18 protein-coding genes are annotated in these 19,501 nt (G+C 44.1%); 9 read left to right on the top strand and 9 right to left on the bottom strand.

Annotated elements, in window-relative coordinates; genetic code table 11:
- Nucleotides 1-215: 215 nt before the first annotated feature.
- From BLQ53_RS04940 to BLQ53_RS04930, 3 genes are read right to left on the bottom strand one after another with little or no spacing between them, the layout of a single operon-like run.
- Nucleotides 216-1,220: a FecCD family ABC transporter permease gene (locus BLQ53_RS04940; protein WP_093726166.1), complete on the bottom strand. Its 1,005-nt coding sequence runs from the start codon at nucleotides 1,218-1,220 to the stop codon at nucleotides 216-218.
- Complete coding sequence (locus BLQ53_RS04935) at nucleotides 1,217-2,212, bottom strand: FecCD family ABC transporter permease (protein ID WP_093726165.1); 996 nt, start codon at nucleotides 2,210-2,212, stop codon at nucleotides 1,217-1,219. Before BLQ53_RS04935 ends, BLQ53_RS04940 begins: the two co-directional genes overlap by 4 nt.
- Before the next feature lie 42 nt (nucleotides 2,213-2,254).
- Nucleotides 2,255-3,169, bottom strand: a complete 915-nt coding sequence (locus BLQ53_RS04930; RefSeq protein ID WP_093726164.1) for an iron-hydroxamate ABC transporter substrate-binding protein — start codon at nucleotides 3,167-3,169, stop codon at nucleotides 2,255-2,257.
- Between the two features lie 210 nt (nucleotides 3,170-3,379).
- On the opposite strand from BLQ53_RS04930, the gene BLQ53_RS04925 reads away from it, so the two are divergent.
- Both BLQ53_RS04925 and BLQ53_RS04920 read left to right on the top strand, forming a co-directional pair.
- The gene (locus BLQ53_RS04925; RefSeq protein WP_093726163.1) at nucleotides 3,380-4,426 is read left to right on the top strand and encodes an NAD(P)/FAD-dependent oxidoreductase; all 1,047 of its coding nucleotides are present in this window, start codon (nucleotides 3,380-3,382) and stop codon (nucleotides 4,424-4,426) included.
- A 456-nt stretch (nucleotides 4,427-4,882) separates the two neighbouring features.
- A complete protein-coding gene (locus BLQ53_RS04920) occupies nucleotides 4,883-5,296 on the top strand; it encodes a YjdF family protein (protein ID WP_170829578.1) in 414 nt (137 codons plus the stop codon).
- A 38-nt stretch (nucleotides 5,297-5,334) separates the two neighbouring features.
- On the opposite strand, the gene BLQ53_RS04915 is transcribed toward BLQ53_RS04920, so the two are convergent.
- Complete coding sequence (locus BLQ53_RS04915; RefSeq protein ID WP_093726161.1) at nucleotides 5,335-6,393, bottom strand: tartrate dehydrogenase; 1,059 nt, start codon at nucleotides 6,391-6,393, stop codon at nucleotides 5,335-5,337.
- Nucleotides 6,390-6,596, bottom strand: coding sequence for a DUF3951 domain-containing protein (locus BLQ53_RS04910; RefSeq protein ID WP_093726160.1), 207 nt, complete (start codon nucleotides 6,594-6,596; stop codon nucleotides 6,390-6,392). Before BLQ53_RS04910 ends, BLQ53_RS04915 begins: the two co-directional genes overlap by 4 nt.
- A 304-nt stretch (nucleotides 6,597-6,900) precedes the next feature.
- Here BLQ53_RS04910 and BLQ53_RS04905 point away from each other — a divergent pair, with 304 nt between their 5' ends.
- Complete coding sequence (locus BLQ53_RS04905; protein ID WP_093726159.1) at nucleotides 6,901-8,232, top strand: hemolysin family protein; 1,332 nt, start codon at nucleotides 6,901-6,903, stop codon at nucleotides 8,230-8,232.
- 144 nt (nucleotides 8,233-8,376) lie between these two features.
- Here BLQ53_RS04905 and BLQ53_RS04900 read toward each other — a convergent pair whose 3' ends face one another.
- Together BLQ53_RS04900 and BLQ53_RS04895 are read right to left on the bottom strand one after the other, a co-directional pair.
- Nucleotides 8,377-9,753: a DUF4179 domain-containing protein gene (locus tag BLQ53_RS04900; protein ID WP_093726158.1), complete on the bottom strand. Its 1,377-nt coding sequence runs from the start codon at nucleotides 9,751-9,753 to the stop codon at nucleotides 8,377-8,379.
- Between the two features lies 1 nt (nucleotide 9,754).
- Nucleotides 9,755-10,276 (bottom strand): sigma-70 family RNA polymerase sigma factor, encoded by a 522-nt coding sequence (locus BLQ53_RS04895; RefSeq protein WP_093726403.1) that lies wholly within the window; start codon nucleotides 10,274-10,276, stop codon nucleotides 9,755-9,757.
- A 529-nt stretch (nucleotides 10,277-10,805) separates the two neighbouring features.
- On the opposite strand from BLQ53_RS04895, the gene BLQ53_RS04890 reads away from it, so the two are divergent.
- The 4 genes from BLQ53_RS04890 (at nucleotide 10,806) to BLQ53_RS04875 (ending at nucleotide 15,328) form a co-directional block, all read left to right on the top strand.
- Nucleotides 10,806-11,573 carry a DeoR/GlpR family DNA-binding transcription regulator gene (locus BLQ53_RS04890; RefSeq protein ID WP_093726157.1) on the top strand — a complete coding sequence of 256 codons (768 nt, stop codon included), beginning with the start codon at nucleotides 10,806-10,808 and terminating at the stop codon, nucleotides 11,571-11,573.
- A complete protein-coding gene (locus BLQ53_RS04885; RefSeq protein ID WP_093726156.1) occupies nucleotides 11,573-12,859 on the top strand; it encodes a four-carbon acid sugar kinase family protein in 1,287 nt (428 codons plus the stop codon). Before BLQ53_RS04890 ends, BLQ53_RS04885 begins: the two co-directional genes overlap by 1 nt.
- 13 nt (nucleotides 12,860-12,872) lie before the next feature.
- Nucleotides 12,873-13,883, top strand: a complete 1,011-nt coding sequence (gene pdxA / locus BLQ53_RS04880; RefSeq protein WP_093726155.1) for a 4-hydroxythreonine-4-phosphate dehydrogenase PdxA — start codon at nucleotides 12,873-12,875, stop codon at nucleotides 13,881-13,883.
- A 98-nt stretch (nucleotides 13,884-13,981) separates the two neighbouring features.
- Nucleotides 13,982-15,328 carry a gluconate:H+ symporter gene (locus BLQ53_RS04875; RefSeq protein WP_093726154.1) on the top strand — a complete coding sequence of 449 codons (1,347 nt, stop codon included), beginning with the start codon at nucleotides 13,982-13,984 and terminating at the stop codon, nucleotides 15,326-15,328.
- 51 nt (nucleotides 15,329-15,379) lie between these two features.
- On the opposite strand, the gene BLQ53_RS04870 is transcribed toward BLQ53_RS04875, so the two are convergent.
- Entirely contained in the window at nucleotides 15,380-16,192 is an 813-nt protein-coding gene (locus BLQ53_RS04870) for an undecaprenyl-diphosphate phosphatase (protein WP_093726153.1), read from the bottom strand.
- Nucleotides 16,193-16,369: 177 nt separating this feature from the next.
- Between BLQ53_RS04870 and ftsW the strand changes: the two genes are divergently transcribed.
- Both ftsW and BLQ53_RS04860 read left to right on the top strand, forming a co-directional pair.
- Nucleotides 16,370-17,509, top strand: a complete 1,140-nt coding sequence (gene ftsW / locus BLQ53_RS04865) for a putative lipid II flippase FtsW (protein WP_093726152.1) — start codon at nucleotides 16,370-16,372, stop codon at nucleotides 17,507-17,509.
- A gap of 2 nt (nucleotides 17,510-17,511) precedes the next feature.
- The gene (locus BLQ53_RS04860) at nucleotides 17,512-18,690 is read left to right on the top strand and encodes an FtsW/RodA/SpoVE family cell cycle protein (protein WP_093726151.1); all 1,179 of its coding nucleotides are present in this window, start codon (nucleotides 17,512-17,514) and stop codon (nucleotides 18,688-18,690) included.
- A gap of 45 nt (nucleotides 18,691-18,735) precedes the next feature.
- Here the strand turns inward: BLQ53_RS04860 and BLQ53_RS04855 are convergent, their stop codons facing one another.
- Nucleotides 18,736-19,479, bottom strand: coding sequence for an SDR family NAD(P)-dependent oxidoreductase (locus BLQ53_RS04855; RefSeq protein WP_093726150.1), 744 nt, complete (start codon nucleotides 19,477-19,479; stop codon nucleotides 18,736-18,738).
- Between the last annotated feature and the right edge of the window lie 22 nt (nucleotides 19,480-19,501).

The raw sequence follows: 19,501 nt of genomic DNA, 5'->3' as shown, positions 1-19,501 counted from the left end.
TGTAAACTAACTATTTTGAAGGAGATTTGCACTACAGGACGAAAATAGTGATGGATTTTACTGGTTGCGGCTGAGACGAATGTCGGAGGGTAAAATTAAGCATTCCTCTGTCAAATTTCTTTGTCCAAGTCCTTGGAACGAAAGACAGAAAAAAGAACTCTGTCCCCTGTATCAGGTGAGAGAGTTCTTTTTTCTTAGCCATTGGCATCCTGTAATTACTTTTTCAGCAGCAGATAAAGGAAGTAGGGGGCGCCGATGAAGGCAACGACGATACCGGCAGGAAGTCCATCGGCTGTTGCGATATTCCGTCCGATCGTATCAGCCAATAATAAGAGCCAGCCGCCGATCAGCGAGGCAACAGGAAGGACATATTGATGTCTTGCGCCAACAAGCGACCGTGCAATATGGGGCGCCATCAGCCCCACAAAGCTGATACCGCCAGAAACTGAAACGGCTGCTGCCGCAATGGCTACTGCTGCCACCAGCAATATGATACGATCGCGGGTAAGCTGGACGCCTATTCCGACTCCGACTTCTTCGCTAAGTGCCAATATATTCAGTCGGTTCGCCATATAAAGGGTAAACGGCAAAATGATGATTATCCATGGAAGCAATGCAAGGACAAAAGGCCAGTCCGTTCCCCAAATATTCCCCGCCAGCCATTTGGCTATGAAATCGACCTTTTCCCTATCAGCTGAGGATATCAAGACGATCATCAAGCCTGAGAGCGCCATGGAAAAACCGACTCCGACTAATACAAGTCGAACTGGCTGCAATCCATATCTCTTACTATAGGAAAACAGATAAATTAACATGGCAGTCACCAGTGCGCTGGCAAAGCCGACAAGAGGCAGGGCATATGCAAAGCTTCCGGCGTCAATCGGCATGAACAGGAAGAATACTGCTATGCCCAACCCAGCTCCTGAATTGATTCCGATGATACCAGGGTCGGTCAAGTCATTTCGGGTGATACCTTGAAGGATTGTACCGGCCAACGCCAGTGCCATCCCTGCAAGCAGGGTGACTGCGATGCGTGGAAGCCGCACATCAAACAGAACAAATGATTCGGGAAAGGTCCCGTTACCGAGCAATGTCGGCAATAAACGATCATAGGAAAGGGAGGCAGGGCCAAGTCCCATCCCGATGATGATTGTGATCAGAATTAAAACAGTCAGGGATATCATCAGGATTGCCTGTCTGCTTTTTTTAGCTGTTTTCATGAATAAGACCGACCTCCCCGATGAACGATGAATAAGAAGAATGGCAGACCGAGTGCGGCTACGATGGCCACAAGCGGTGTTTCATATGGTGCATTTATCGTCCGGGCAGCTGTATCGGCCAAAAGCATGAAGGTTCCGCCGGCAAAGAAGGACAGCGGCAATATATAGCGATAATCCGTTCCGGCAAAAAAGCGGACGATATGTGGGATCATCAAGCCAATGAACGTCATGTTGCCGACCAATGCGACAGATGCTCCTGCCAAGAGGATCGTTACAAGGAATAACAGCGCTTTGATTGTGAATGTCTTCTGACCAAGCCCGACTGCAACTTCATCACTTAAACTGAGCAGTGTCAGTTGATGGGAAAGGAATAACGACAATAGAATACCTGCCAGTATGATCGGTATGACAAGCTGCAGTTGTTTCCAGTTGACGCCGACTAAGCCGCCTGCAGTCCAGGCAGAGACTTGCTTGGATAGTTCAAAGCTCAAGCCGATTGCTTCAGACACCGCATATAATAGGGCGGATACAGCGGCACCAGCCAGCACGACCTTGACCGGGGAAAGACCGCCCAGGCGAAGGGAACCGATCCCGAATACAAGACCAGCTCCAATGGCAGCACCGATAAAGCAGGCAATGATGATAATGATATAATTCACACCAGGTATAAATGCCATGGCAGCTGCGAGTGCTGCATTTGCTCCAGCTGTCAAACCGAGTAGTCCCGGATCTGCCAGCGGGTTGCGGGTCAAGCCTTGCATGATGGCGCCTGCCACCGCTAGAGCCGCCCCGACAAAGAAGGCCCCGACTTCACGTGGCAGCCGATTTTCACGGATAATCAGGATGTCATCATTGGTCTGACTGCTGAATAACGCATTCCATACATCACGTAAGGAAATATCAGCCGCTCCAAGAGATAAAGCTAAAACGAATGCTGCAATAGATAAAATCAATCCAACAAAAAGTTTCCAAGCAAATGGTATGTTCTTCATCAGCCACGCATCTTTCTATGTAAGGATAAGGGAAAAAGCTTCCTAATTTCCTAGGAAGCTCTCTTTGATAAACTCTAACTGGTAATCCAATGTATTGGAGTCGTTAAAGTAAAAGGCATCTCCGTCTACAACGTATACCTGATTGTTTTTTGCGGCATCAGTGTTTTGGAAGGACTCGGATTCTTCAACAGATGTGTCTGTATCATCGAATTTACTGAGGATCACGTAATCGCCCATATACTCTGGCAATACCTCGGTCGATAATGCCAGGTAGCCAGCTTCCAGTGCATCCTCTTTCACCTTCTGTGGCATATTCAAGCCCATTGCCTGGTAAAGCACTTCGGTTCCGCGTCCCCAATTATCGCCATATATATATAACTGTTTATCGAAATTCTCCACCACGGATACCGTTGCATCAGCTCCAATTTTCTCCTTGATCTGTTCACCAGCATCTGCTGCACGCTTTGTGAAGTCATCGACCCAATTCTGCGCGTCATCTTCTTTGTTGACTAGCTTGCCGATTTCCACATGCTGATCAAGATAATTCAGTTTGCCATAAGTGAAAGTTACCGTAGGGGCAATTTCTTTTAGTTTATCTAGATTTTTCAAGCCGGAAAGTCCGATGATCAAGTCCGGTTTGAGCTCGATGATTTTTTCTAAGTCATCTTCAGTGACTTCCTCTGCATCCTTCAAGCTATCTTTAAAACGAGGGTTCTGCATGGACCAGGCATCCGCGCCGACAATCGGTATATCCAAATCAATCAAATCACCAGCATATGAAGAAAGGACGACAACACGCTGCGGATCAGCAGGTACTTTAACCGGACCATCTTCAGATTCATATGTAATTGTTTCGTTCCCATTATCCGATGAAGACGCCTTCCCATCGGAATCATTGCTGCCACACGCAGCCAAAACAAGCAATAAAATGAATAATATCGGGAATAGCTTTTTCATTATGTATGTCACTCCTCGTACTATATGGGGGGAGTGCCCTGTTAGGGGGACAGGGCACAGGGTCATACGATGAGAATGAGAATGATTATCAATCTCGCTTAATTCCATCATAAAGGCAGAAAATTCGGATGTCAACATTGATTTTGAGAATTATTTCCGGTATATTTTAATGAGAATGATTATCACTATCGGATCAAAGGAGGAATCAGTGTGCAGGAAGAATTGCTCTATGATGTAACGATCATTGGTGGAGGTCCAGCAGGATTATATTCTGCTTTCTATAGTGGGTTACGGCAAATGAAGACGAAAATCATCGAGTTTCAGCCTTACTTGGGTGGTAAGCTGCATGTTTATCCGGAAAAGATGATTTGGGACGTGGGCGGATTACCGCCGCTTCCAGCAGGCAAGCTGATTGACCAGCTGACAGAGCAGGCACTCACCTTCGATCCGGAAGTGGTATTGAATGAGAAGGTAACAAGTATCAAACGGAATGATGATGACATCTTTGAGCTTCACGCCGCAAGTGGTACAGTCCACTATTCGAAGACGATCATTGTAGCAGTCGGCGGCGGAATACTAAATCCCCAAAAGCTGTCTATCGAAGGCTGTGAAAGGTTTGAGGTAGCAAATCTTAACTATACAGTGAAAGACATGCAGCGTTTCAAGGATAAGACCGTCATCATCTCCGGCGGCGGCAACTCCGCTGTCGATTGGGCAAATGAGCTGGAGCCGATCGCGAAAAAGGTATACGTTACATATCGCAATGAGGCGCTGAAGGGTCATGAAGCATCTGTGGAGCGTTTGATGTGCAGTGGTGCCAAGTGTTTCCTTTGTACTTCCATTACGAAACTCGTGGCATGTCCGAACCAGCAGCATATTGAACGAGTGGAATTGACGAATCACGAAACGAACGAAACGACATTCTTGCCGATTGATGAAGTAATTGTTAATCACGGCTATGAACGAGATATGGATTTGATTCAAAACAGTGAAGTGGATATCGAGCTAATGGATAATTACTATATCGCAGGAACACCAAGCGGGGAATCCTCCGTACCAGGTCTGTTTGCTGCAGGAGATATCCTGAAGCATGATGGTAAAGTCCATCTCATCGCCGGCTGCTTCCAGGATGCAGCCAATGCCGTCAACAAAGCAAAACAATTCATTGAACCTGCTGCAGAAGGATTTGGTATGGTTTCTTCTCATAACGTACTGTTCAAACAGAGGAATCGAGAGTTGGCGAAGAAATTAGTGTAAAGGAGCATTATTATGCTTCTTTTTTTGCATATACTAAGATAAATGCACAAGAACGAGAAAAGGAATCCCGATTGAGTTTCCGAGAAAGGCAAAAGCCCTTAGGCTGTCTGAAGAATTGATGATTTCCCCGTTTACCTGATAATTGGGATAAAGGGAGTTTTCCAATCAGTCTTGAAATGCATTTCATTCACGAGTAAAAGTGATGTTTAGAGAGCTGCCTATTTGGCTGCCCTTTTAAGTGAGAGATATTAACCTGTTAGCAATGGCGATGAGGGAGAGTATAAATTGTTTTTATAAGGATTTTCCTGCGTATACGATGATGCTAAGCTTGAACTAAGAAAGTTTGCACGGTATGAAAAATCACAATCCGGTTGGTAGTCCGGATGCATTTTTTGCTAGTAGCCTTCCCTCCTCGGGATGTCCATCATGCCAGTATGTGCACAGAGGAGGATAAGTATGAAGTTGACAATATATTTTGACGGGCAATTTTATGCAGGGCTTGTCGAAATAGAAACATCTGATTGCTATTACGCGTATAGACACTTATTCGGTAAAGAACCTAAGAATGAAGAGGTTTTGTATTTTGTTAACCACGAATTATTGGGATTAATAGAAAATAAAAGCGGATCTGCTACTCGATCTAGTGAAGTAAAGCAGAGGCCTATTAACCCAAAACGATTGCAACGGCTAGCTGCTAAAGAATCCCAAAAAACAAGCTTGTCTACGAAGGCAGAGCTGGCCTTGAAACAAAGCTATGAAGAAAAGAAAAAGAAGAAGCAAATGAACAAAAGAGAATTCATGGAGCAACAAAAGACTCACAAGCGTCAGCTAAAGATCATGAAGAGAAAAGCGAAGCATAAGGGAAGATGAAAAACGCCCCAGGCACCTACCACAGCCTGGGGCGTTTTTTACAGTTTAAGAATCCTCTCCGCGATTGCTCCCGTTACTTCCTTCGTTCCATATTTTCCGCCAAGATCAGGCGTCAGGATACCAGCTGCTGTCACATCTTCAATAATATCCAGCAGTTTATTGCCGAGCTCTTCTTCTCCAAAATGATCAAGCATTAGCTTTGCCGTCCAAATCTGACCGATCGGATTGGCAATTCCTTTACCCACGATATCCGGTGCAGAGCCGTGCACTGGTTCGAACATGGAAGGGTACTTACCATTCACATTGATATTGGCTGCTGGTGCAATCCCGATACTTCCCATAATAGCGGCGCCGATATCAGTTAATACATCGCCGAATAAATTGCTGGCGACAATGACATCGAAGCGCTGCGGCTGCGTGACAAAAAAGGCAGCAAGAGCATCGATGTGCTGACTGTCTGTCCCGATGTCCGGATAATCTGTTTTTACGGATTGAAAGACTTCATCCCAAAACGGCATGGAATGAACGATTCCATTGGACTTCGTCGCGCTTGTGACATGCTTTTTGCGCTTGGCAGCCAGCTCAAACGCATAGCGCATCGCTCTTTCGGAACCACGCCTTGAGAAGACTGCGTTTTGGATCGCTACTTCATCTTCACCGCGGAAAATCCGTCCGCCTACTTCACTGTATTCGCCTTCACTGTTTTCCCGTACCACAAGCAAGTCGAAATCTTTCGGGTTGGCAAGCGGGGAAGTGATGCCCTTCAACAGCTTGGCGGGACGGATGTTGATCACTTGCTCGAATTCACGACGTATTTTAATCAGCATGCCCCATAGGGAGATATGGTCCGGGACAAGCTTTTGATTCCCGACAGCTCCGAGGAAGATGGCATCTGCATCCTTCAGTTTGTCCAATGCATCATCTGGCATCATCTGGTCATGCTTCAAGTAATGTTCGCAGCTCCATGGATATTCGGTAAAGTCGAACCGCAATCCGCCATGCACATCGGAAATCGCCTTCAAAACGGTTTGTGCGGCCGGAACTACTTCTTTACCAACCCCATCTCCTGGTAAGCTTGCTATCTTTAATTTCTTCATACGTCTCCTCCTTGTTTGGCTTCTGTGATTGTTTCCTGCTTTTCTTCATGAAATTCATCCCGTGAGGCAGAGGTAATGTAATCAAACGGGGTATAGCTATTATCCGGGACAGCTTTGTAGCGAATCAGCTTATAAAAGCTAATGCCTAACAGCAGCATGACCCCAAAACTGAAACAAAGTGTGATAAATAATAGATAGAGCATACAATCCCCCTATATTGGTAACGCTTACTATTATTCTACCTGAATGTAATAAAGTTCGAAATTAATTCACGCTGATTTGATTGAAAATACTGCATATATACCTTATAATCTCGATAAACTAATAAAAGAACGGAGAAGAAGGCCTCCATCCCGGTAACGAGATGGAGGCCGTTTTTCAAAGATTGAAAGGAGGCGATTCCCTTGGGAAGATGAAGGTATTGAAAATATTGCCGCTGCGGAAGAAGACACCAATATAGACAGTAAACACATTTTACGGAGGTGAACCCCTGTATAGGGGGAAAATTTGGACCCATTATTAGCACTTAATTTAGCTTTAGTCGCCTTGTTCATCATTCTGACGGCATTCTTCGTCGGTGCTGAGTTCGCGGTCGTGAAGGTACGTATGTCACGAATCGAGCAGCTCATCGAGGAAGGGAACAAGACCGCCTTAGTCGTACAGAAGCTTGTCCGTGATCTTGATTACTATCTATCTGCTTGTCAGCTTGGAATCACTGTCACTGCACTAGTGCTTGGTGCACTCGGTGAGCCGACTGTTGAGAAGATATTACACCCAGTATTCGAGTACTTCGGTTTATCAGATTCTCTTTCTACCATTCTTTCATTCGCCATTGCCTTTGCGGTCGTGACATTCTTGCACGTCGTTATCGGCGAGCTGGCCCCGAAAACATTGGCTATTCAGTACACCGAAAAGATGACGCTTATCTTGGCGCGTCCGCTGTACTGGTTCGGAAAGCTGATGGCACCTTTCATCTACACACTGAATGGATCTGCGCGCGTATTCTTGCGCATGTTCGGTGTCAAGCCAGTTGCGCATGAGCAGGCCCACTCCGAAGAGGAACTGAAGATCATCATGGCACAAAGCTTCCAGAGCGGTGAAATCAACAAGACTGAGCTGGATTATATGGAGAATATTTTCACATTCAACGATCGCGTCGTGAAGGATATCCTTGTACCGCGGACACAGGTCATTGCCATCTCTGACACCATGACTCGCCAGGAAATCCAGGAAGTAATGGTCGAGCATCAATATACGCGTTACCCTGTTTCGGAAGACGGTGATAAAGACAGGATTTACGGCTTTGTGAACGTCAAAGAAATGCTAACCGACTTCACTTCAAAAGAGGATAAGAAACTGGATGCCTTCATTCACCCAATTCCGACAGTGCATGAAGGAACGAGTCTTAATGACACGCTGCTGATAATGCAGAAAAAGCGTGTCCATATCGCGCTTGTCGTTGATGAATACGGAGGAACTGCTGGTATCGTGACGATGGAGGATATGCTTGAGGAAATCGTCGGGGAAATCCGTGACGAATTCGATGGCAATGAAAAGCCGGATATCCAACAAGTGACCGAGAATAAGTACCGTCTCAATGGCCGGGTATTGCTGGAAGAAGTGGAGGAGCAGTTCAACATCCGTTTTGTAAACGAAGCAGAAGTCGATACAATCGGCGGCTGGATGTTCACCAATCTGCGCAATATCGAGGAGCATCGTGTAATTGAAGCTCATGGCTACGAGTGGGAAATAATCGAAATGCAAAATCACCAAATCGTCGAAGTGGAAATGCGCAAGCAAACCCAGGTTGAACAACTGGAAGAAAGCATCTCCAATTAAAAAGGCGCCGCCCGAAGGAAGGGGCGGCGTCTTTTGCTGCTGGAAGTATTGCCTGAGAATTCTCGTTTTATGCTACATAACTATCGGGATACCACAAATTTACATGATGTGGTATCCTATGCCAATTTACATTTTTCTTATCCGCTACTGATCCAAATCTACCGTAAATGCTTCATCAAAGTAATACGTATTTGGATTATAGATAGTATACTCTCCATCCAATAGATTTCCCTCCAAAACTGCAATTGCATCTTTATTTGCGTGGGAACCAACACTTTCCTCTAATATTCGGATATGGTCTTCTCCGTTTTTATCTTTGAGGATGAAAGGCAGATATTCATTTACCGGTACATCAGCTTGATAGGAAATATATGTTTTGCCATCCTTCACTTCTACTTTAGAAATGGTAATGTCGTGGCTTTCACTTATAGGTAGCTTTGTTTCTCCATTTGGCTGGAATACAGTAGAATTTTCTGCTGTCAATTTGACGTTCATATCCATTTTATATGGGGTGATTTTTAAGGATCCCATTAAAGGATTATTATTCTCAAAGTCGCTCAACATTCTTTCGGTACCGTTTTTACCGACTCCAACTGACCCGCTTAACCAATGTTTTGACTCTCCATGGTTGTCTTCCAGCAGGTATTCGATTTTGCCGGATTCTTCATGCTGTACGCCTTGCAAGTGAATTCTAATAGGAGTTATTACTAATTTCTCTACTTTTACATCCGTTCCTAGCTCAGGCAGATTTTTATGCACTTCCACAGTCTTGCTATTATTTGCTGCTTTCTTCGTATCCACTCGAATGGCAAATTGCCATTCCCCTTTTATCTGTGCAGCCTCTTCTTGGCCTAAAGAGGTTGCTTTCATTTGCAGCTCAAATTGTTTTGGCAGATCTGATATGTTGATTTGATTACCTTCTACAAGACTTGCGTCACGATCTATATGTATATCATCGTCACTGACAGTGAATGTCTCTGTATTTAAAGGGAAAGCCACCATACCATCATAAGCTTTCTTATTTTTATCCAGGAACTCACCTGTTTCATTTGAGGGAGAGATGCTCGACTCAAAATCGTCATATACAATTTTGGCTTCTTCCGGGAAGAGGCTTGGTGTTACTGAAAAAGGCTGCTCACTTTCCGCATGATAGGACACCAGTAAGTAATAGCCATCAAAAATCGCATTGGTGATAGATACTTTTACACCATTACTTTCTTGCATGATGTTAGTCTCATTAGCCACTTTCTCAAAATCATCACCTAGTGAGAGTTTATTTATAAGCGAATTAGGAACACCAATACTGCTTGCTAAAGATGGATTCAATTGAATACTCACCAAAGCGATCACGAGAATAGCAGCAGCAACCCATGAGATTACTGTCTTATTTCTTCTTCTGCGTAGCGTTTTTTCAGGTAGATTCGCCAAAGTATCGTCTATCTTTGTCTGAAGGCGTTCAGGTATTTGATTAGGATACTCCTTCAATTTGCGTTTGAAGTTTTCATCAAATTTATTTGTCATTTTACTGCTCCTTTCTATTTTCGTTTAATTTCTTTTGTAAAAGTTCTCTCGCTTTCGATAATCTGGAGCGAACCGTTCCATCAGGTATGGATAATAATCTTGCAATTTCCTTTGTGGAGAGATCCTCATAATAAAAGAGTACGGTGACAATTCTCAGTTTATCTTTGAGTGAATAGAGAGCTTCCTGTAACTCCAGATTTTCATATGTATCCGTATAAGAAACTGCTTCTTGGTTCATGTTTTCTAAATAAACCGTTCTGTTTTTTTTCTTTAACATACTCTTGCATTCATTGATGAGTATTCGAATGAGCCAGGTTCGAAAGTAATCAGCCACTCTTAACTTTCCTATATTTTCATAAGCTCTTAAGATAGTCATCTGAATGGCGTCTTCGACATCGGCTTCATGATGTAATATTCCTTTCGCTACACGATATAAGTTCCGTTTGTTTTCTTGAATCAGTGATGAAAATGCCTCTTTATCACCATTTATTGCTAAAAGTGTTAAATCCATTTTTCTCTCCATTTGCATATCTTTTAAAATTGCTATTTTCACTTCACTGCCCCCTTTCCACATATTAGAGAATCCAATGGGCAAATATGTTCACTTTTTTTAACATGGCCTTTTGGTATAAATAGATAGTAATAACACGTATCCAATAAGAACTTAATGATCATCTGATTAATTATTTCACAGTCTGATAAATATATGTTTTCTTCCGCTGATATTAATGTCAGAATCACATAGTAAACCACTTTCAAGGGACCTCGCCATCCCGATATATAAACAAATATTTTCTTTAGTAGATAATTATTATTTTTTTATTGGAGAGTGCAGCAGAAGTAATAGTTTAATAAATAAGTATAAGCATGGTATAGTTAATATTTTTATCGGCAAATCGTTTCCCTTAACCATCAAGATAGTGGATTTTGTGATTTATTAACAATTGTGATGTTGATGATGAAAATTATTAACGTATTTTTGTTGACAATTAACATAAATAAGCATATCATGGACACATAAGATGTTCATGATTAACAAAAGGTGATAACAAATGCATCCAAATGAACGCAGAAATGTGATTTTAGAACAATTGAATAAAAAAGAGAAAATAGATATTGATGCACTCGCAGCAGAGCTGAATGTATCAGCCATGACGATCCGTCGTGATTTGAACTACCTGGAGGAACAAGAGCAGATCATTCGGACACTTGGCGGTGCGATCCTGAATAAGCCGCTGGTAATGGAGTCTTCCTTCCAGACAAAAGAAGGAAAGCATGCGGCAGAGAAGCGCTTGATTGCCAGACGTGCTGTTGAGTTGGTCCAGGAACACTTTACCATCCTGCTTGATTCAGGGACGACGACACTTGAAATCGCAAAGCTGCTGAATCAAAAACGCAATTTGACAGTCGTAACGAATGACATCAAAATCGCGGCTGAACTGATGGATAGTGAGGTCAAAGTGATTTTGACTGGCGGAGAGATGCAGAACAATATCGGGGCTCTATTTGGTCCGCTCACGGAGCAGACATTGCGCAACCTGCATGTAGATTTGTTTTTCCTTGGGGCGCATGCTGTCCATCTTCAAGTCGGTGTGACAGCGCCTACTTTCGAGAAGGCTTCCATTAAGAAATTGATGGTTGAATCAGCGCAAGCGACTTGGCTGGTGGCCGATTCGAGTAAGCTGGATCAGAAGGCGTTGGCTAAGGTTTGTGATTTGGAGGCATTATCCGGTGTCATTTCGGATAGCGGTATAAAGGCTTATCATCCGAGAGAATTACCGGAACTTTTGGAGGTCGTGACAGCAGAGGAGGAAGCCTGATGAAGATTGGTGTAATTGCAGATGATCTGACTGGTGGAAATGGAACTGGTGTTAAGCTGACGAAGCTTGGATATAACGTTGCGACGATGGTCTTTTACGACCATCTGCCTTCCTCGGAGCAGATCAATGGGGTTATTGTCGATACGGATAGTCGCTACGTGAAAGAGGAGGTCGCGCATCGTCGGGTGAAAACGGTCGCGGAGAATTTGAAGAAATGGGAGACGGATATTGTCTGCAAGCGGATTGACAGTACAGTCCGAGGAAATATCGGTGTCGAACTTGATACCCTGCTCGATGAACTGGGAACGCAGGCAGTTGCCGTTGTCGTACCAGCTTATCCGGATTCCGGACGAATCGTGTCCGGCGGGTACTTGCTTGTTCACGGTGTACCGGTTCAGCTTTCGGATGTCGGTAAGGATCCAGTCAAGCCAGTGACAGAATCGCATGTACCGAAGCTGGTAGAAAAACAGAGTAAATACACAGTGGCAGGCATTGGTCTGGAAACAATACTCGCGGGCAAGGAAGCTATCGAGCAAAAGATGCAGGAAGCAATTGATGCAGGTGCCAGAATTCTTGTGCCGGATGTCATCACGAATGAAGACATTGACGCAGTGGCAGGGGCCATGGCTGAGCTGGAGACGTACCGGATGGTGCCGGCTGATCCTGGTCCGCTGACAGCAGCATTCGCAAGAGCGTTCAGCCGTAAGAGAATGAAAGATAAGAAAATTATCGTCACAGTCGGCAGTGTAACTTCAAACAGCTCGAAACAGCTCCAATACTTGATTGACAAGGCGAATTTGCGACCTATCTACGTGGATTCTAAGCAGCTGGCGACCGTAGATGGCGTGTGGGATAAAGAAGTCGATCGGGTCATTGCCTTGGCGAAGCAGGAGATAGAGAAACAGGACATCTTACTGATTACGACTGATGCACCGGGTGCTGAGATCCTTGATTTGAAAACGCTCGCAAAGAAGCAAGGTGTGAGTCAGGACGCATTAGCAAAGCGAATTGCTGACGGTTTAGGAAAAATTACGAGAGTAGTGGTGCAAGAAAGCGAGTTTGAAATTGGCGGGTGTTTTTCCAGTGGCGGAGATGTAACCGCTTCACTCTGTTCGATCAGCAGAGCGGAAGGAATTCAGCTGATGGATGAGATCTTGCCGCTAGTTGCTTATGGAAAGTTCATCGGCGGCTATCTGGATGGCATTCCAATCGTGACCAAAGGCGGAACTGCTGGCGGAACGAAGGCGATTTATACGAGTGTGAAATATTTGGAAGCTAAATTTTAAGGAGGAAAACATTATGTCAGAAAGAGCTATTATCGCAATTCCAATGGGAGATCCAGCAGGTATCGGGCCGGAAATCACGATGAAGTCATTAGCAAAGCAAGAAATCTATGATGTGTGCAAACCATTAGTCATCGGCGACGCTGCGGTTATTAAAAAAGCGATTGAAATCGTTGATGCGAATCTGGAAGTGAACGAAGTATCTGCACCTTCAGAAGGTAAATATGAACTCGGCACTGTCGATGTAATCAATTTGGATAACATCGATATAGAAAAGCTAGAGTATGGTCAAGTTTCCGCGCAAGGCGGTCAGGGAGCTTTCGAATATATCAAGAAATCAGTTGAGCTTGCGATGGATGGCCAAGTGCAGGCTCTTGCAACAACACCAATCAACAAAGAGTCCTTAAAAGCAGCCAAAGTTCCTTACATCGGACATACAGAAATGCTGGAAGATCTAGCTGGTTCTGATGATCCGCTAACAATGTTCGAAGTGAACGGCATGCGCATCTTCTTCCTTACACGTCACCTTTCTTTAAAAGATGCTATTGGACAGATGACAAAAGAAAGAGTGCTAGATTACTTGATCCGCTGTGACAAAGCACTTCAACGACTAGGTGTGCAGACTCGCCGCTTTGCAGTGGCAGGTTTGAACCCGCATAGCGGAGAAGGCGGCTTGTTCGGCTGGGAGGAAGTAGAACAGATCAAACCTGGTATCGAGCTTGCTGTTAAAGATGGCATCGACGCAGTTGGACCTGTTCCTGCTGACTCTGTCTTTTTCCAAGCACTTAACGGTAAGTACGATGCAGTTCTTTCCCTGTACCATGACCAAGGACATATCGCAGCAAAAATGACAGACTTCCATCGTACTGTGTCCATCACAAATGGCCTGCCATTCCTGCGCACATCCGTTGACCACGGGACGGCATTCGATATTGCAGGGAAGAACATTGCGGAAAGCATCAGCATGGAAGAATGCATCAAAGTTGCAGCTCAATACGCACCAAATTTCACACGTACGACGCTGTAAGCAAGACAACATACTGCCAGAAAGGAAGGATACGTTAATCCTTCCTTTCTAGCGGACAACAATGAAAACACTTACAAAGATATTTGGGGGAAATCATCATGCCATTACTGATCATAGCTTTAGGTGTACTATTATTGCTTATCATGATCATGGGTCTCAAGCTCAATACATTTGTGTCCTTGATCATCGTTTCCTTTATCGTTGCATTGCTGCTTGGCATGCCGATGTCAGATGTTGTTGGTTCAATTGAAAGCGGTTTAGGCGGAACACTCGGGCATATTGCGCTGATTTTTGGTATGGGTGCCATGCTTGGCCGTCTGATTGCTGATGCTGGTGGTGCCAACCGGATTGCGACAACGCTTATCGATAAATTCGGTGAAAAACGTATTCAATGGGCCGTCCTGTTTGCTTCTTTCATCGTTGGTATCGCTTTGTTCCTTGAAGTAACCATTGTCTTGCTTATCCCGATCATCTTCTCCATCGCGAAAGAATTGAAAGTATCCATCGTCCATCTCGGGTTGCCAATGGTTACAGCTGCACTTGCAACCCATGCTTTCCTTCCGCCGCATCCTGGACCGACTGCAGTAGCTGCGGAATATGGGGCAAATATTGGACTTATGCTGATTTATGGAATCATCGTCGCAATTCCTACCGTAATCCTTGCAGGCATTCTGTATCCTAAGCTTGCAAAACGAATCGTTCCGACAGCTTGGACGCGCGAGGGCAGTGAATCCTTTGGCGTTGCAAAAACTTTTAAAGAAGAAGAAATGCCAGGTTTCGGAATCAGTGTGTTCACTGCATTATTTCCAGTTATCCTCATGGCAATCGGTGCTGCTGTGGATATCCTGCAAGCAGAACTGAAGTTTGATAACAATCTGTTGATAGATATCATCCGTTTTGTGGGTAACTCCTCTACAGCAATGGTCATCTCTCTATTAGTTGCGATATACACAATGGGGATAAGAAGAAACATTCCAATCAAGAAACTCATGGATTCCTGCGGATCAGCCATCAATGCGCTTGGTATGCTGCTGTTGATCATCGGTGGAGGCGGGGCCTTGAAGCAGGTTCTTATCGATGGTGGTGTTGGTGATTACGTAGCATCCATCTTTGCCGATACATCCATGTCACCCGTGTTCTTCGCTTGGATGGTCGCTGCTATCCTGCGTATCTGCCTTGGCTCCGGTACGGTTGCGACACTGACAACGGCGGGCTTGGTCATTCCATCACTAGGTACGATGCCAGATGTAAACCTGGAGCTAGTAGCTCTTGCAACAGGTGCCGGCAGCGCGATTGCATCTCACGTCAACGACGCTGGATTCTGGATGGTAAAAGAGTCCCTCGGAATGACTTTGAAAGAAGCCTTCGGTACGTATACAGTGCTTTCGACAGTCGTTGCTGTCTCAGGTTTAGTGTTCACAATGATTCTTGATATCTTCATTTAAAATAATACGAAAACAACACCCCGTCCTTGGGTCCTTGGCGGGGTGTTGTTTTTATAATATAAACAAAGTGATAATCGCTAAGAATAAGCAATAGATGGAGAAATAAATCAACTTGCCCTTCTTCATGATATCAATGAACCATTTCAATGCAAAGTAAGTACCCATGAGTGAGGCAACGAAAGCTAGTGCATAAGCGATCAAGAGATCTGTTGTGATAGTTTGGTTGAAAAATTCGGGAATCTCTAGAATGCTGGCTCCTAAGCTTACTGGTATATAGAGTAAAAAGGAGAATAATAATGCAGTATCCCGATTCAACCCTGTCAGCATTCCTGCCACCACTGTTGCACCCGAGCGGCTGACACCGGGAATAAGTGCAATTGATTGTCCGATTCCGATTAATAGCGCCTCTTTCCAGCTTATTTTTTGTGTATTCTTCGTACCTTTAATGTTTCTGATCAGGAACAAAGATATTGCTGTTAGAAGAAGTGCAACACCAACGGTAAAAGTACTTTTAAGATTTTTTCCAATGAAATCGTTGAATAAAAGCCCTAATAAAGCAGCTGGTATCGTTCCTATGATAAGGTAGATGACAAGGTTAAAATCATCTTTCTTTGCTTTATCTTGCTTTACTACATATAGATAAGATGACGAAGCCAACCTGGCAATTTGTGTTTTATAAACAATTATCACTGCGATAAGAGATGCTGTGTTGACGATTACTTCAAAACTTAAATCCTCTACTTTTATCCCCAACAGATGCTGTGCAATGATTAAGTGACCGCTTGAACTGATGGGAATCGGTTCAGATATTCCTTGTATGATGCCTAACACGATATATTTCCCTAGCATGATCCAAAAATCCATATTTAAATTTCCTCTCCATTATTTATCCGGCTTTGTTTTCTACTTGCCTACGATATAGAAATGTTGAAGTTTTGTCAATGAATTGGCGAGTTCATATCGGTAGTGTTGACAAAATGTCAACACTACCGATATGATTACGGAAGCCGGTGTTCTTCTGGCCAATGTTTTAAATTGGAGATGCTTTGTGTGTTATCTAAGATCAAAGAGATGGATAAAACATTATTGTTTTTCATCATATGTATCTGTTTATTCGGATTGATCATGGTATATAGTGCCAGTTACCCACTGAGTTCTGTTGAATATGACATATCAACCTATTTTTTCCACCGGCAGTGGCTATCTTTTTTGATCGGTCTGTTTGCTATGTCTGTCGGTTTTTTCTTACCTTACAAGTTATACCGCCAATGGAGTCCGCTTCTGGTCATCGGGTCGATACTGGTTTTGATGCTCGTCCTCACGCCTTGGTTTGGAGAATCGAGGAATAATTCCCAGCGGTGGCTGGAGTTAGGTCCTATCATTCTGCAGCCAGCTGAACTCGTTAAGTTTACGATGGTCGTTTATTTTGCATCTGTATACGGAAAAAAACAAAAAAAGCTTACTAGTTTTAAAGATGAAGTTCTGCCGCCGCTCTTGCTGCTAGGTGCGGTATTCCTGCTCATACTCATGCAGCCGGACTTAGGGACTGCTACTTCCATCGCGATCCCCTGTTTCTTTATCCTGCTTTGTGCGGGAATCAAACTGCGTCATCTGCTTGCAATAGCGATGGTCGGTACTGGCGCTGTCGTTTATTTAGCGGTCTCTGCACCTTACCGGTTAGCGCGTATCTTATCCTTCCGGGATCCATTCAGTGATGCTGAGGGAAAAGGCTACCAGCTGATCAATGGATATGAAGCCATTGCTTCAGGAGGAGTGTTGGGAAAAGGAATAGGGGGAGGCGTGCAAAAGCTGGGTTTTCTTCCTGAAGCCCACACAGACTTCATCATGGCGGTGGTCCTGGAAGAGTTGGGTACATTAGGATTGGCAGCGGTGTTCTTCCTATATTTCAGTCTTTTAGTAAAAGGGGTATACATAGCTTTACGGGCTGAGGATTCTTTTGGGACCCTGCTTACTATCGGATTTTTATTTCAGATAATGGTACAAGTAGTTTTCAACTTGGGGGCGGTTTCTGGTCTTTTGCCCATAACAGGGATCCCATTACCCTTTATAAGCTATGGAGGTTCCTCTTTGATAGTGAATCTGTTTACGATGGGCATTATTTTACAGATATCACGGCATTCAAAGCAATATAGCATTTCCCTGGCGGAAAGAAGGCGTTAAATATGTTTGTAAAGAGATTGCGCTTAGGCGAAATCGATAAGGTAATCCTGACCATAGTATGTTTGCTATGCGGAATCAGTATTTTATTCATTTACAGTACGCAATCCGGAGGTCAATTTGGCAGCCAGAACTTTGCGTTGAGGCAATCCATCAACTATATGATAGGCTTTAGCTTATTGTTATTGTTCAGGCTATTGGATTTGAATCAACTTCGATTACTGGCTTGGCCATTCTATATTGTTTCCGTGTTAGTTTTATTTTTCCTGACTATCGCTCCTGAGTCGATAGCTCCTAACATACTGGGTGCCAAAAGATGGTTCAGCATCCCGCTTGTGGGTTCTGTTCAGCCATCGGAATTTTTCCGGATAGCATTGATTTTGTTGGCAGCCAAATTGATATTCGACCATAAGGAGAAATACCCCAACAACGCAATCCAGGAAGATTTGCTGCTCCTAGGCAAGATACTACTGATTGCCATTCCCCCTAGTCTGCTAGTTTACCAGCAGCCTGATACAGGTATGGTGATGCTCTATATGTTTGCAATAGCAGCGATGCTGGGAATGATAAAACTGAATAAGGTTGTAGTAATCATAGGCATCTTGGGACCGTTATTGCTTGTCAGCATCATTGTTTGTTTCTTCCTCTTTAAACCAGAGATAATTTATGAGGATGTCATACCGAAGCTAAAACCCCATCAGCAGGAACGGATTATTGGTTGGCTGGATCCAAGTGATAATCGCAACCAAGCTTTTCAAAGCACAAGATCTGTCTTGGCAGTCGGAACAGGTGGTTTGACAGGGAAAGGGATAGAAGGAGGAAACGTGTATGTACCGGAGAAGCATACTGATTTCATCTTTGCATCCATTGCGGAGGAAGGTGGGTTTCTTATCGGGGCGACAGTTATTCTTCTCTTCTTCCTCTTGATAGGGAGGATGGTTGAGATAGGATCAAAGACGAGTGATACCTTTGGAACCTATATATGTGCAGGGCTTGCATTGAGTCTGACAATTCAGATCGTACAGAATATCGGTATGGTGGAAGGAATGCTGCCGGTCAAGGGCATATCGCTTCCTTTCTTGACATATGGAGGCAGCTCCTTGTTCTCTAATATGATCCTTTTGGGGATAGTCATGTCTGTACGAAACACATATGCCTATCAGTTTTTTGAAAAAGTGAACTGAACAAATGAAAAAGCCTGCAATGCGTTTTGCAGGCTTTTTTTGGATTTATTGAGCTAGGTAACCGCCATCCACTACCAACGTTTCGCCAGTTACAAAATCATTTTCAGTCAAGAATACGATAGCGTGTGCAATTTCGCTCGCTTTACCGAGACGTCCGATTGGGTGTTTTGCGACAAGTCCATCATAGAAGTCCCCAAGCGCTTCTTTGTTTACCATGCCAGATTCCACGAAACCTGGATTTACCGCATTTACACGGATGCCTTTATCACCGTATTCAACAGCCAGGGATTTAGTCAATGTGTTGACTGCACCTTTGCTGGCGTTGTAAGAGAATGCGCCAGGCTGTGCAACGAAACCTAGTACAGAAGACGTGTTGATAATGACGCCGCCGCCTGATTTCAGCATTTCCTGAATCGCGAATTTGGAAGCTAGGAAGATACCATCTTGGTTGATTGCGATTACTTTACGATATTCTTCATAAGACAACTCATGAGTCGCACCCATGCCGCCGATACCAGCATTATTGACAAGAATATCAACTTGTCCGTAGTGTGCTACTGTCTGATCGATCAAGTTTTTAATAGAATCTTCTTCTGCAGCATTGAACTGGATGAATAAAACATCACCGCCAGCCGCTTTCAATCTGTCGGTTTCTCTTTGTCCTGCTTCTGCATTATAGTCCGCAATGACTACTTTCCCGCCTTTATTCACATAAGCTTCAGCAGTGGCAAGACCAATACCAGATGCTGCTCCAGTGACGATTGCTACTTTTCCTTCGATTGTTGCCATTGTTCTCTACCCCCATTGTATT

Source organism: Terribacillus halophilus (assembly GCF_900101385.1).
In the GTDB taxonomy this organism is placed as follows: domain Bacteria; phylum Bacillota; class Bacilli; order Bacillales; family Amphibacillaceae; genus Terribacillus; species Terribacillus halophilus.
This window is presented reverse-complemented; position numbering and strand designations above follow the sequence as displayed.

Coding starts and splice junctions, on each gene's coding strand:
- BLQ53_RS04860 (WP_093726151.1), top strand. CDS start 17,512: ATGTTTGTAAAGAGATTGCGCTTAGGCGAAATCGATAAGGTAATCCTG.
- BLQ53_RS04915 (WP_093726161.1), bottom strand. CDS start 6,393: ATGAAGAAATTAAAGATAGCAAGCTTACCAGGAGATGGGGTTGGTAAA.
- BLQ53_RS04920 (WP_170829578.1), top strand. CDS start 4,883: ATGAAGTTGACAATATATTTTGACGGGCAATTTTATGCAGGGCTTGTC.
- pdxA (WP_093726155.1), top strand. CDS start 12,873: ATGTCAGAAAGAGCTATTATCGCAATTCCAATGGGAGATCCAGCAGGT.
- BLQ53_RS04940 (WP_093726166.1), bottom strand. CDS start 1,220: ATGAAAACAGCTAAAAAAAGCAGACAGGCAATCCTGATGATATCCCTG.
- BLQ53_RS04910 (WP_093726160.1), bottom strand. CDS start 6,596: ATGCTCTATCTATTATTTATCACACTTTGTTTCAGTTTTGGGGTCATG.
- BLQ53_RS04885 (WP_093726156.1), top strand. CDS start 11,573: ATGAAGATTGGTGTAATTGCAGATGATCTGACTGGTGGAAATGGAACT.
- BLQ53_RS04930 (WP_093726164.1), bottom strand. CDS start 3,169: ATGAAAAAGCTATTCCCGATATTATTCATTTTATTGCTTGTTTTGGCT.
- BLQ53_RS04890 (WP_093726157.1), top strand. CDS start 10,806: ATGCATCCAAATGAACGCAGAAATGTGATTTTAGAACAATTGAATAAA.
- ftsW (WP_093726152.1), top strand. CDS start 16,370: ATGCTTTGTGTGTTATCTAAGATCAAAGAGATGGATAAAACATTATTG.
- BLQ53_RS04855 (WP_093726150.1), bottom strand. CDS start 19,479: ATGGCAACAATCGAAGGAAAAGTAGCAATCGTCACTGGAGCAGCATCT.
- BLQ53_RS04870 (WP_093726153.1), bottom strand. CDS start 16,192: ATGGATTTTTGGATCATGCTAGGGAAATATATCGTGTTAGGCATCATA.
- BLQ53_RS04900 (WP_093726158.1), bottom strand. CDS start 9,753: ATGACAAATAAATTTGATGAAAACTTCAAACGCAAATTGAAGGAGTAT.
- BLQ53_RS04895 (WP_093726403.1), bottom strand. CDS start 10,276: ATGGAGAGAAAAATGGATTTAACACTTTTAGCAATAAATGGTGATAAA.
- BLQ53_RS04935 (WP_093726165.1), bottom strand. CDS start 2,212: ATGAAGAACATACCATTTGCTTGGAAACTTTTTGTTGGATTGATTTTA.
- BLQ53_RS04875 (WP_093726154.1), top strand. CDS start 13,982: ATGCCATTACTGATCATAGCTTTAGGTGTACTATTATTGCTTATCATG.